This is a genomic window from Streptomyces sp. NPDC037271 (assembly GCF_055603605.1).
The window spans coordinates 183,778-195,041 of record NZ_JBVJVN010000002.1 but is presented as its reverse complement, the minus strand read 5'-3'; the positions used below and the strand labels follow the sequence as shown (position 1 = coordinate 195,041).

At 72.7% G+C, this 11,264-nt stretch carries 11 protein-coding genes; 4 read left to right on the top strand and 7 right to left on the bottom strand.

What is annotated here, in order from left to right; genetic code table 11:
* Nucleotides 1-115 precede the first annotated feature (115 nt).
* From ACZ7G3_RS05600 to ACZ7G3_RS05590, 3 genes are read left to right on the top strand one after another with little or no spacing between them, the layout of a single operon-like run.
* Nucleotides 116-469 carry a histidine triad nucleotide-binding protein gene (locus ACZ7G3_RS05600; protein WP_426519766.1) on the top strand — a complete coding sequence of 118 codons (354 nt, stop codon included), beginning with the start codon at nucleotides 116-118 and terminating at the stop codon, nucleotides 467-469.
* Between the two features lie 14 nt (nucleotides 470-483).
* On the top strand, nucleotides 484-1,389 hold the full coding sequence (locus ACZ7G3_RS05595) for a ribonuclease Z (protein WP_470923404.1): 906 nt from the start codon (nucleotides 484-486) through the stop codon (nucleotides 1,387-1,389).
* Nucleotides 1,390-1,409: 20 nt separating this feature from the next.
* On the top strand, nucleotides 1,410-2,408 hold the full coding sequence (locus tag ACZ7G3_RS05590) for an adenosine deaminase (protein WP_470923402.1): 999 nt from the start codon (nucleotides 1,410-1,412) through the stop codon (nucleotides 2,406-2,408).
* 21 nt (nucleotides 2,409-2,429) lie between these two features.
* On the opposite strand, the gene ACZ7G3_RS05585 is transcribed toward ACZ7G3_RS05590, so the two are convergent.
* The gene (locus ACZ7G3_RS05585; protein WP_470923400.1) at nucleotides 2,430-3,785 is read right to left on the bottom strand and encodes an MFS transporter; all 1,356 of its coding nucleotides are present in this window, start codon (nucleotides 3,783-3,785) and stop codon (nucleotides 2,430-2,432) included.
* Between the two features lie 453 nt (nucleotides 3,786-4,238).
* Here ACZ7G3_RS05585 and ACZ7G3_RS05580 point away from each other — a divergent pair, with 453 nt between their 5' ends.
* Nucleotides 4,239-5,372, top strand: a complete 1,134-nt coding sequence (locus ACZ7G3_RS05580; RefSeq protein WP_470923972.1) for a carbohydrate kinase family protein — start codon at nucleotides 4,239-4,241, stop codon at nucleotides 5,370-5,372.
* A gap of 482 nt (nucleotides 5,373-5,854) precedes the next feature.
* Here ACZ7G3_RS05580 and era read toward each other — a convergent pair whose 3' ends face one another.
* The 6 genes from era to ACZ7G3_RS05550 all read right to left on the bottom strand — a co-directional run bounded on the left by era (nucleotide 5,855) and on the right by ACZ7G3_RS05550 (nucleotide 10,789).
* Nucleotides 5,855-6,808, bottom strand: a complete 954-nt coding sequence (gene era / locus ACZ7G3_RS05575) for a GTPase Era (protein WP_345625763.1) — start codon at nucleotides 6,806-6,808, stop codon at nucleotides 5,855-5,857.
* A 258-nt stretch (nucleotides 6,809-7,066) separates the two neighbouring features.
* On the bottom strand, nucleotides 7,067-7,420 hold the full coding sequence (locus tag ACZ7G3_RS05570) for a cytidine deaminase (protein WP_470923398.1): 354 nt from the start codon (nucleotides 7,418-7,420) through the stop codon (nucleotides 7,067-7,069).
* A 128-nt stretch (nucleotides 7,421-7,548) separates the two neighbouring features.
* Nucleotides 7,549-7,908 (bottom strand): MmcQ/YjbR family DNA-binding protein, encoded by a 360-nt coding sequence (locus tag ACZ7G3_RS05565; protein WP_426598693.1) that lies wholly within the window; start codon nucleotides 7,906-7,908, stop codon nucleotides 7,549-7,551.
* Nucleotides 7,905-9,209 carry a hemolysin family protein gene (locus ACZ7G3_RS05560; RefSeq protein WP_426598694.1) on the bottom strand — a complete coding sequence of 435 codons (1,305 nt, stop codon included), beginning with the start codon at nucleotides 9,207-9,209 and terminating at the stop codon, nucleotides 7,905-7,907. Before ACZ7G3_RS05560 ends, ACZ7G3_RS05565 begins: the two co-directional genes overlap by 4 nt.
* Nucleotides 9,206-9,703, bottom strand: a complete 498-nt coding sequence (ybeY, locus tag ACZ7G3_RS05555; protein WP_426598695.1) for an rRNA maturation RNase YbeY — start codon at nucleotides 9,701-9,703, stop codon at nucleotides 9,206-9,208. The genes ACZ7G3_RS05560 and ybeY overlap by 4 nt, the downstream gene beginning before the upstream one ends.
* A 12-nt stretch (nucleotides 9,704-9,715) precedes the next feature.
* A complete protein-coding gene (locus ACZ7G3_RS05550) occupies nucleotides 9,716-10,789 on the bottom strand; it encodes a PhoH family protein (protein WP_426598696.1) in 1,074 nt (357 codons plus the stop codon).
* Nucleotides 10,790-11,264 lie beyond the last annotated feature (475 nt).

Genomic DNA, 11,264 nt, shown 5'->3' with positions numbered 1-11,264 from the left:
GGCAGCACACCCACCCCGCGTAGGCCCCACCCCGCGTACGCCCCGGCGCGTGGCGCCCCGCGCACCGGCGCTCGCTACGATGCCCCCAGAAGATCACCACCGTAAGGAGCGGACCATGTCCGGCGAGCCACAGGACGACTGCCTGTTCTGCAAGATCGTCGCAGGCCACATCCCCGCGACGATCGTCCGCGAGACCGAGACGACCGTCGCTTTCCGGGACATAAACCCCCAGGCCCCCACCCACGTCCTGGTGATCCCGAAGGCCCACTACCGGGACGCCGCCGCCCTCGCCGCCGGCGCCCCGGAGGTCGCCGCGGACGTCCTGCGTGAGACCCGGGCGGTCGCGGACCAGGAGAAGCTCGACAGCTACCGCACCATCTTCAACACCGGCAGCGGCGCCGGCCAGACCGTCTGGCACACCCACGCCCACGTCCTCGGCGGCCGCGGCCTCGAGTGGCCCCCCGGATAACGGGACGAGCCACGATGTCCGTACGTGAACTCGTCGTCCTCGGCACCGCCAGCCAGGTCCCGACCCGGCACCGCAACCACAACGGCTACCTGCTGCGCTGGGACGGCGAGGGCATCCTGTTCGACCCCGGCGAGGGCACGCAGCGCCAGATGCTGCGCGCCGGGGTCGCCGCCCACGACCTGAACCGGATCTGCGTCACGCACTTCCACGGCGACCACAGCCTCGGGCTCGCCGGCGTCATCCAGCGCATCAACCTCGACCAGGTGCCGCACGAGGTCACCGCCCACTACCCGCGCTCCGGGCAGCGCTTCTTCGACCGCCTGAGGTACGCCACCGCCTACCGCGAGACGGTCGCCCTCACCGAAGCACCGGCCGACACCGACGGCGTCCTGGCCGTCACCCCCGCCTACACGCTCGACGCCCGCAGGCTCTCCCACCCCGTCGAGTCGTACGGCTACCGCCTCACCGAGCTCGACGGCCGCCGCATGCTGCCCGAACGCCTGGCCGCGCACGGCATCAAGGGCCCCGACGTGGGCCGCATCCAGCGCGACGGCTCGCTGAACGGAGTCCCGCTCGACGACGTCAGCGAGATCCGCCGCGGCCAGCGGTTCGCGTTCGTCATGGACACCCGGCTGTGCGAGGGCGTGCACGCGCTCGCCGAGGGCTGCGACCTGCTGGTCATCGAGTCCACCTTCCTCGACGAGGACGAGACCCTCGCCACCGACCACGGCCACCTCACCGCCGGCCAGGCCGCGCGGGTCGCCCGGGACGCGGGCGTACGGCACCTGGTCCTCACCCACTTCAGCCAGCGCTACTCGGATCCGGAGGAGTTCGAGCGGCAGGCACGGGCGGCCGGCTACGAGGGTGAGCTGACCGTGGCGCACGACCTACTGAGAGTCCCGGTTCCGAAACGGCGGTAAACCGGTCGTACGATTCTCTGATGTCTTTGCCCAAAGCTGAACTGCACCTCCACATCGAAGGCACCCTGGAGCCCGAGCTGGCCTTCGAGCTGGCCGCCCGCAACAGTGTGTCCCTGCCTTACGCGGACACGGACGCGCTGCGCGAGGCGTACCGGTTCGAGGACCTCCAGTCCTTCCTGAACCTGTACTACGAGCTCATGGCCGTCCTGCGCACCGAGCGGGACTTCGAGAACCTCGCGAACGCCTACCTCGCCCGCGCCGCCGCGCAGGGCGTGCGGCACGCCGAGATCTTCTTCGACCCGCAGGCGCACCTCGCCCGGGGCGTGGAGATGGGCACGGTCGTGGAGGGGCTGTGGCGGGCGCTCGGCCGCAGCCGGGAGAACCACGGCGTCTCCACCCGGCTGATCATGTGCTTCCTGCGCGACGAGTCCGCCGAATCGGCGCTGGAGACCCTCGAGGCGGCCAAGCCGTACCTCGACCGCATCACCGGTGTCGGCCTGGACTCCGCCGAGGTCGGCCACCCGCCGGTCAAGTTCCGCGAGGTGTACGAGGCCGCCGCCGCCCTCGGCCTGCGCAGGGTCGCGCACGCGGGCGAGGAGGGGCCGCCGGAGTACGTCGTCGAGGCCCTGGACGTCCTCGGCGTCGAGCGGATCGACCACGGCCTGCGCTCGGTGGAGGACCCGGCACTGGTCGAGCGGCTGGTGCGCGAGCGCGTCCCGCTGACCCTCTGCCCGCTGTCCAACGTCCGGCTGCGCACGGTCGACACCCTCGCCGGCCACCCGCTGCCCGCGATGCTCGACGCGGGCCTCATGTGCACGGTCAACTCCGACGACCCGGCCTACTTCGGCGGCTACGCGGGCGACAACTTCGACGCCGTACGCCAGGCCCTCGGCCTCACCGAGGAGCGGCTGCGGGGGCTGGCCCGCAACTCCTTCCTCGCCTCCTTCCTGGAGGACGACGAGGAACTGCGGGCGCGGTACCTCGCCGAGGTGGAGGCGTACGAGTTCCCGTCCGCGTGACGCGGCCCTCCTCCGCCTGACTCAGCCCGTCCCGGACCCCGGTGCGGCCGCCGCCTGCCGGGGTCCCGCCGTGCCGTAGGCGCGCCGGAGGGGGACTGCCTGCGCGTCCACGGGGATCTCCACGACCGGCTGCTCCGCGGCACCGACCTCGGGTACGGCACCGCTGGGCGTGCCGGTGGCGGCGGCGACCAGGGCGGCCGGGGCGCCACCGCGGCGGCGGATCGCGCCGGGCAGCAGCGGACGCCCGCCGGTGTGCAGGGCGACGGCGGTCATCGGCGCGGCGACCAGCAGCAGACCGGCGCCGAGGACCAGGCCCATGACCGGATACCCGGCCTGCGCCGACAGCGCGGTGCCGGTCAGCGGCCCGGCCGCCGTGCCCAGCGAGGACGCCGACCCGACGAGCACCGCCCAGCGGCCGCGCGGGTCGAGCGAGGCGGCGAGGCCGATCAGGTACGACAGGACCACCGGGTACAGCGTGTTCCAGGCGATCTCCCCGGCCGCGAAGGCGGTGGGGGTGGTCGCGGACGCGGTCAGGACGATGCAGCCGGCGATGACCACGGTCCCGGCCCCGATGGGCATCGCACGCCCCAGCCGCGGCCCGAGCGCACCCGCCACCAGCACGCCCACGAGTCCCGCGCCCAGCGCGGCGGCGAGGACGACCCCGAGGGCGGCGTCGCCCAGCTGCGCCTGCGTCAGCCCGATCCGGCCGCTGACGCCCCACAGGGAGTTCTGCGCGAGGGACCAGCACAGCACGGTGGCGGCGAGGACCAGCCCGGAGCGGCGGCGGGGGAGCGGGGCGGTGGTGCCGGTGCCGGTGCCGGGCGCGGCCGGTGACGTGGCGGTCCCGCCCGGCAGCCGGCCGGTCAGCGGCCATGCCGCGAGAGCGGTCAGGGCGATCGCGGCCAGCGGCAGTCCGTGCGCCCGGCCGAGCTGCGGCACCGTCAGGTACACCGCGCCGGCCAGCGCGGACACGCTCAGCAGCCCCAGCGTGGAGGCGCGGTGCGGATCCTGCTCGGCGGCGATCCGGGTGGCGGCGACCGTGGTGGCCGTACCGGAGCCGAAGCCGCCCAGGACCGCGCCGGCGACGACGGCGGGCACGGCGGTGGTCAGCGAGGCGGCGCCGTAGCCGAGGGCGGCCAGGACGAGGCCGAACCGGGCCAGCGTGCGGGCGCCGATCCGCTGCACCCGGGAGGCGAGCAGCAGGCCCGCGGTCGCCGAACTCAGCAGGAGCGCACTGCCGACGGCACCCGCCTGTGTGGTGGTCAGCGCGAGGCCGGTGTCGAGTCTGCCGACGGTGGTGGGCAGCAGATACGGAGGAAGGTACCCGGCCGTGAAAAGGGCGACGAGGGGCCAGGGTGCGGTGCGGGGGGCGAACACGGGCGTTCCCAGGGCATGCGGAAGGAGGGTGGGGAGGGGAGGGGGCGACGACCGTCGACGAACGGAACGCGCGGGCAATTTGTATCAAGCGCGGGGAGCCGCGAAACAGACGAGAAGATGTGATCTACATCACATATGTGTTTGTTGGTTTCCGTCCTGGGTAGCCGGGGTCGCCACTTCCAGTGAACCGGCCCGTCCCCGGCCGGAATCACGGCCTCCCTCTCGGCCCTGATCTCCCGCGTCCCCGCGACGATCCGCCGCCTGGCACCCCCGGTGCGAACGCCGTCGCACGGTCGGCGGCGTGGTGCACACTGGCGGGGTCCGCACCATGCCAGGGAGCGCACCGTGCCAGCCTCCACCGCGTCCACCGCGCCGGCGTCCACCGCGTCCACCGCGCCGGCGTCCACCGCCTCCGCCGCGTCCACCGACTCCGGCGTGCCGGCCATGCCCGTCATGCCCGCCGACGAGAGAACACACCGCCACGTCCCGGACGAGACGTCGCTCCACCATCCCCACGTCGATCCCCTCGCCGCCCTGCGCACCCCGCAGGACCCGCCCTGGGACGTGTACCTGACCGGCACCGTCTTCCTCGACGTCGTCTTCACCGGGCTCGACTCCGCCCCGGTGCGCGGGACCGAGTCCTGGGCGCGCGGGATGGGGTCGAGCCCGGGAGGCGTGGCGAACATGGCGACGGCGCTGGCCCGCCTGGGCCTGCGCACCTCGCTGGCGGCCGCCTTCGGCGACGACCACTACGGCGACTACTGCTGGGACGCCCTCGCACAGGGCGAGGGCATCGACCTGACCCCTTCGCGCACCGTGCCCGGCTGGCACTCGCCGGTGACCGTCTCGATGGCGTACGAGGGGGAGCGCACGATGGTCTCCCACGGCCACGAACCGCCGCCGGAGGAACCGTCCCCCACCTGCCCGCCCCGCGCCCGCGCCGCCGTCGCCTCCCTCACGCCCGGCGTCCGCGCCCCCTGGATCGCCCAGGCCGCCGCGCGGGGCACCCGTGTCTTCGCCGACGTCGGCTGGGACGACACCGGCGCCTGGGACCTGGCGGGGCTGCCCGACCTCGCGCACTGCGAGGCCTTCCTGCCGAACGCGGCCGAGGCGATGCGCTACACGGGCGCCGGCTGCCCCCGTGCCGCCGCGCACGCCCTGACCGAGCATGTGCCGCTCGCCGTGGTCACCCTCGGCGCGGACGGCGCGTACGCGGTGGACCGGCGTACGGGGGAGAGCGCCGAGGTCCCGGCCATCGAGGTGGAGGCCCTGGACCCGACCGGCGCCGGGGACGTCTTCGTCGCCGGTTTCGTCACCGGCACCCTGGCCGGCTGGCCGCTGGCCGACCGCCTCGCCTTCGCCGGTCTGACCGCGGCCCTCTCGGTCCAGGAGTTCGGCGGTTCCCTGTCCGCGCCCGGCTGGTGCGAGATCGCGACCTGGTGGCGCAAGGTCCAGTCGGTCGAGAGCCAGGACCCGACGGCCCTCAGCCGCTACGCGTTCCTGGCCGACCTGGTCCCGGACGACCTGCCCGGCTCGTGGCCCCTGCGCCGCGCGGTCCCGACCATCGGCTTCCGCCCGCCGGCCTGACCGGCCGGGCCGCGGGCGGCCCTCAGAAGCCGAGCACTTCGGCCGGCCGGGCTGCCGGGCCGGGTCAGAAGCCGAGCCGCCGAAGTTGGTCCGGGTCGCGCGGCCGGTCCTTGGCGGCCTTCACGTGCAGGTCCAGGCTGTGTCGGTGTGCGGCTGCCGCCGCGTGGCAGGCGTGCGGGGCGGGGCCCCGGGTGTCCGTCCGTGCGGCCGGGCGGGGCCCCGGGTGTCCGTCCGTGCGGCCGGGCGGGGCCCCGGGTGTCCGTCCGTGCGGCCGGGCTGCCGGGCCGGGTCAGAAGCCGAGCCGCCGAAGTTGCTCCGGGTCGCGCGGCCGGTCCTTGGCGGCCTTCACGTGCAGGTCCAGGCTGTGTCGGTGTGCGGCTGCCGCCGCGTGGCAGGCGTGCCGGGCGGGGCCCCGGGTGTCCGTCCGTGCGGCCGGGCGGGGCCCCGGGTGTCCGTCCGTGCGGCCGGGCCGCCGGGGCGGGTCAGAACCCGAGCCGCCGCAGCTGCTTCGGGTCGCGCTGCCAGTCCTTGGCGACCTTCACGTGCAGGTCCAGGAAGACCGGGGTCCCGAGCAGCGCCTCGATCTGCTTGCGGGACTTGATGCCGACGTCCTTCAGGCGCTTGCCCTTGGGGCCGATGATGATGCCCTTCTGACTGGGGCGCTCGATGAACACGTTGGCGTGGATGTCCAGGAGCGGCTTGTCGGCGGGGCGGTCCTCGCGCGGGAGCATCTCCTCCACGACCACCGCGATGGAGTGCGGCAGCTCGTCCCGTACGCCCTCCAGCGCGGCCTCCCGGATCAGCTCGGCGACCATCACCTGCTCGGGCTCGTCGGTCAGGTCGCCCTCGGGGTAGAGCGCGGGACCCTCGGGCAGCAGCGGGGTCAGCAGGTCCGCGAGCAGGTCCACCTGCTGGTTGCCGGTGGCCGACACGGGGACGATCTCCGCCCAGGTGATCCCCAGCTCCTGGCCGAGCTGGTCGATCGCGATCAGCTGCTCCGCCAGGGTCTTGGAGTCCACCAGGTCGGTCTTGGTGACGATCGCGACCTTCGGGGTCTTCTTGATCCCGGCCAGTTCCTTGGCGATGAAGCGGTCACCGGGGCCCAGCTTCTCGTTCGCCGGCAGGCAGAAACCGATGACGTCCACCTCGGCCCACGTCGTCCGCACGACGTCGTTGAGCCGCTCGCCCAGCAGCGTGCGCGGCTTGTGCAGCCCCGGGGTGTCCACCAGGATGAGCTGCGCCTCCGGGCGGTGCACGATGCCCCGCACGGTGTGCCGGGTCGTCTGCGGACGGTTCGAGGTGATCGCCACCTTCTGCCCGACCAGAGCGTTCGTGAGGGTGGACTTGCCCGCGTTGGGGCGGCCCACGAAGCAGGCGAAACCGGCCCTGTGGACAGCTTCGGCCGACTCTTCGGATGACTGGGTACGAACGCTCATGGCGCCCATTGTCCCTGATCCCCGGAGCCGCGCCGTACCACCTCCGCGGTCGCCCCGAGGCAGGGCGCCGGGGAGCCGGCGTCTACGCTTCGTCTCTCGATTCGTCACGCCGGAGTCCGGGACCGCCCCCGACACCGCGGACTGACCCTGACACCGCGACTGACCACCGCACCGCGGACTGACCCCGTCACCGCGGAGTGACCCGCTCCGGAAAGCGGGTCAGTCCGTCGGGCGCGAGAAGCAGGCGTACGGCCTTGGTCAGCCCGCGGTCACCGTGTCACGCACCGTCCCGTCGGGCGAGGCCACCAGCACCGGCGTACCGGAACCACCCAGGTCCCGTACCGCCGCCAGGTCCTCCTCCGACGCCGACTCCGCCTCCGTCACCACGGCCGCCGCCTCCAGTGACTTCGCGCCGGACGCCACCGCCATCGCCACCGCCGTCCGCAGGGCGCTCAGCTTCAGGGAGTCCAGGTCGACGGTCCCGGCGACGTAGGTACGGCCGGTCTCGTCGCGTACGGCGGCCCCCTCGGGCACGCCGTTGCGGGCCCGCGCGGAACGGGCCAGGGTGACGATCTTGCGGTCCTCGGGGTCGAGCGCGCTGGTGTCGGTCATGGGCCGAGCATACGTAGCCGCCGGCCCCTCGTACCGCCACGGGGTCCCGCCCCGGGCCGGGGAGACACCGCCACGGGGGCCCTCGTCCGGCACCGCGCACGACGCCCGTTCCCGGTCCGGCGCCTCCGTCACGGCCGGTCGAGCCGGAGCCGTTCCGCGCGCGGCAGTCCGGCGACCACCAGGTCGTAGGAGTCCTCGACCAGCTCCCGCACGACACGGTCCGGGAGCCCGCCGTCCACGGTCACCGTGTTCCAGTGCCGCTTGTTCATGTGCCAGCCGGGGACGACCAGTCCCGGGTGGCCGGCGCGCAGCCGGATCGCGTCGTCCGGGTCGCACTTGAGATTGACGGTGAGCGGGCGCCCGTCCAGGAAGGACAGCGCGAACATCTTGCCCAGCACCTTGAAGACCGAGATCTCCGGACCGAAGGGGAAGTCCTCCACGGCGGCGTTGAAGGACAGGCAGAAGTCGCGCAGCTGCCCGGGGGTCATTCCGGCACGGCCTCCTTCGCCGGTTCCACCGTGCCCACCGGCTCCACCAGCACCGTCACGATCTTGTTCCGGCGGCCCGCCGCGGCTTCCGCCGTCAGCCGCAGTTCGCGGGCGTCGGGCAGTTCCACGATCGACGAGGCACCGGCGATCGGTACCCGGCCGAGTGCCTTCGCCAGCAGACCGCCCACCGTCTCCACGTCCTCGTCGTCGAACTCCTCCAGGCCGTACAGCTCACCCAGGTCGCCGATGTCGAGGCGGGCGGTGACCCGGAAGCGGTCCTCGCCCAGCTCCTCGACCGGCGGGAGCTCCCGGTCGTACTCGTCGGTGATCTCGCCGACGATCTCCTCCAGGATGTCCTCGATGGTGACGATGCCCGCGGTGCCGCCGTACTCGTCGATGACGACGGCGACGTGGTTGCGCTCCTTCTGCATCTCGCGCAGCAGGTCGCCGGCGTTCTTGGTGTCGGGCACGAAGAACGCCGGCCGCATGGCCGTGGAGAGGAGGTCGCTCTCCGCCTCCCGGCTGATGTGCGTCCGGCGGACCAGGTCCTTCAGGTACACGATGCCGACGATGTCGTCCTCGCTGTCACCGGTGACCGGTATCCGCGAGAAACCGGAGCGCAGGGCGAGGGTGAGCGCCTGCCGGATGGTCTTGTAGCGCTCGATGACGACGAGGTCGGTCCGCGGGACCATGACCTCCCTCACGAGCGTGTCGCCCAGTTCGAACACCGAGTGCACCATACGGCGCTCCTCGGCCTCGATCAGGGACTCCTTCTCGGCGTAGTCGACCAGCGCGCGCAGCTCCGCCTCGGAGGCGAACGGGCCGCGGCGGAAGCCCTTGCCGGGGGTGAGGGCGTTGCCGATGAGGATGAGCAGCGACGGGATCGGGCCCATGATCCGGTCCAGCGGCACCAGGACGTACGCCGCCGCGGTCGCGGTGTTCAGCGGGTGCTGGCGTCCGATGGTGCGCGGGGAGACCCCGACGGCCACGTACGACAGCAGCACCATCACCGCGATGGCGATCACCAGCGCCTCGCCGGTGCCGTCGAACTGCTTCAGACAGGCGTACGTGACCAGCGCGGCGGCCGCCATCTCGCAGGCGACGCGGACCAGCAGCGCCACGTTGAGGTAGCGCGTCGGGTCGGCGGCGACCTTGGCGAGCTTCCCGGCGCCGCGCCGCCCGGACCGTACGGCCTCCTCGGCGCGGAAGCTGGAGACCCTCGCGAGCCCCGCCTCCGCGCACGCGGCGAGCCAGGCGATCACCACCAGGGCGACCGCGCCGGCGATGAGCGGGAGGCTCATGAGACGGTCGGGGCCGGGGACGGGCCGGTCAGGCCCTTCTCCGCACGCCAGCCGTCCACGATGGCGGCCTGCAGACCGAACATCTCGGCCTTCTCGTCCGGCTCCTCGTGGTCGTAACCGAGCAGGTGCAGCACCCCGTGGACGGTGAGCAACTGGAGCTCCTCGTCCATGGAGTGCCGCGTCGGTGCCTCGGTGCCCTGCCTGGCGGCGACCTCCGGGCAGAGCACGATGTCGCCGAGCAGTCCCTGCGGCGGCTCGTCCTCGTCCTTCGCCGGCGGACGCAGCTCGTCCATCGGGAAGGACATGACGTCCGTCGGACCCGGCAGGTCCATCCACTGGATGTGGAGCTGCTCCATGGCGTCGGCGTCCACGACGATCACCGAGAGCTCGGAGAGCGGGTGGATGCGCATCCGCGCGAGCGCGTAGCGGGCGATGTCGAGGATCGCCTGCTCGTCGACCTCGGTTCCGGACTCGTTGTTGACGTCGATCGACATGGTCGTGCTGGTCTACTTCCCCTTGGCCTTGGCACCGTGTTTGCCGTGGCCCTTGTGACCACCGTTCTCGGTGCCGTTCCTGCTGTCGTACTGCTCGTACGCGTCGACGATACGGCCCACCAGCTTGTGCCGGACGACGTCCTGCGACGACAGCCGGGAGAAGTGGACGTCGTCGACGCCCTCCAGGATGTCCTGCACCTGCCGCAGGCCGGACTTCGTGCCGCCGGGCAGGTCGACCTGCGTCACGTCACCCGTGATCACGATCTTCGAGTCGAAGCCGAGGCGGGTCAGGAACATCTTCATCTGCTCGGGGCTGGTGTTCTGCGCCTCGTCCAGGATGATGAAGGCGTCGTTCAGCGTGCGGCCGCGCATGTACGCCAGCGGCGCCACCTCGATCGTCCCCGCCGCCATCAGCCGCGGGATCGAGTCCGGGTCGAGCATGTCGTGCAGCGCGTCGTACAGCGGGCGCAGGTACGGGTCGATCTTCTCGTAGAGCGTGCCCGGCAGGAAGCCGAGCCGCTCGCCGGCCTCGACCGCCGGGCGGGTCAGGATGATGCGGTTGACCTGCTTGGACTGCAGGGCCTGCACCGCCTTGGCCATCGCCAGGTAGGTCTTGCCGGTGCCCGCGGGGCCGATGCCGAAGACGATGGTGTGCTTGTCGATCGCGTCGACGTACCGCTTCTGGTTCAGCGTCTTGGGGCGGATCGTGCGGCCGCGCGAGGACAGGATGTTCTGCGTGAGCACCTCGGCCGGGGTCTCCTGGCCGTCGCTCTCCCCGTTCTCGCTCGCCTTGAGCATGGCGATCGAGCGTTCCACTGCGTCCTCCGTCATCGGCTGTCCGGTGCGGAGCACCAGCATCATCTCGTCGAACACGCGCTGTATGAGGGCGACGTCATGGTTGTCGCCGGCCGCGCTGATCTCGTTTCCCCGGACGTGGATGTCGGCCGCCGGGAAGGCCTTCTCGATCACGCGCAACAGGGAGTCGCCTGATCCCAGCACGGTCACCATGGGGTGCTGGGCGGGGACGGTGAACTGTGCTCTCGCCTGTCCCTGCGCGGGGGTGTGAGCTGAGGGTGTCTGAGTCATGGGCCGGCGCTCGAGGCCTGCACATCCTCCTCTGCGGCGTGCGCCGCGTGACGGGTGTGGTCTGCTTCCTCCAGCGTACGACTCCCCGCCGACAGCGCCGAGACCTTTTATCCGACCGGTGCCGACGCGCTTGCCCGGCCGGTGCGGACGCGCTTGCCCGGCCGATGCTCACGCGCCCGCCCCGCCGGTGCTCCCCGCCCGCCCGGCCGGTACTCACCGTTGCGCGCGGATCACGCCCCGGAACCGGCGGTACGGCGCCTTGGCGTGCGCCCGCGCGTCCCGAAGTCGACGTGCACCGGCCCGAACCGGCGCGCGTACCGTCCGTGATCCGTGGTTCCGGATCCCTGATCCCTGATCCGCGTTGCGCGCGGATCACGTCCCGGAACCGGCGGTACGGCGCCTTGGCGTGCGCCCGCGCGTCCCGAAGTCGACGTGCACCGGCCCGAACCGGCGCGCGTACCGTCCGTGATCCGTG

Coding starts and splice junctions, on each gene's coding strand:
- ACZ7G3_RS05600 (WP_426519766.1), top strand. CDS start 116: ATGTCCGGCGAGCCACAGGACGACTGCCTGTTCTGCAAGATCGTCGCA.
- ACZ7G3_RS05595 (WP_470923404.1), top strand. CDS start 484: ATGTCCGTACGTGAACTCGTCGTCCTCGGCACCGCCAGCCAGGTCCCG.
- ACZ7G3_RS05590 (WP_470923402.1), top strand. CDS start 1,410: ATGTCTTTGCCCAAAGCTGAACTGCACCTCCACATCGAAGGCACCCTG.
- ACZ7G3_RS05580 (WP_470923972.1), top strand. CDS start 4,239: ATGCCCGCCGACGAGAGAACACACCGCCACGTCCCGGACGAGACGTCG.
- era (WP_345625763.1), bottom strand. CDS start 6,808: ATGAGCGTTCGTACCCAGTCATCCGAAGAGTCGGCCGAAGCTGTCCAC.
- ACZ7G3_RS05570 (WP_470923398.1), bottom strand. CDS start 7,420: ATGACCGACACCAGCGCGCTCGACCCCGAGGACCGCAAGATCGTCACC.
- ACZ7G3_RS05565 (WP_426598693.1), bottom strand. CDS start 7,908: ATGACCCCCGGGCAGCTGCGCGACTTCTGCCTGTCCTTCAACGCCGCC.
- ACZ7G3_RS05560 (WP_426598694.1), bottom strand. CDS start 9,209: ATGAGCCTCCCGCTCATCGCCGGCGCGGTCGCCCTGGTGGTGATCGCC.
- ybeY (WP_426598695.1), bottom strand. CDS start 9,703: ATGTCGATCGACGTCAACAACGAGTCCGGAACCGAGGTCGACGAGCAG.
- ACZ7G3_RS05550 (WP_426598696.1), bottom strand. CDS start 10,789: ATGACTCAGACACCCTCAGCTCACACCCCCGCGCAGGGACAGGCGAGA.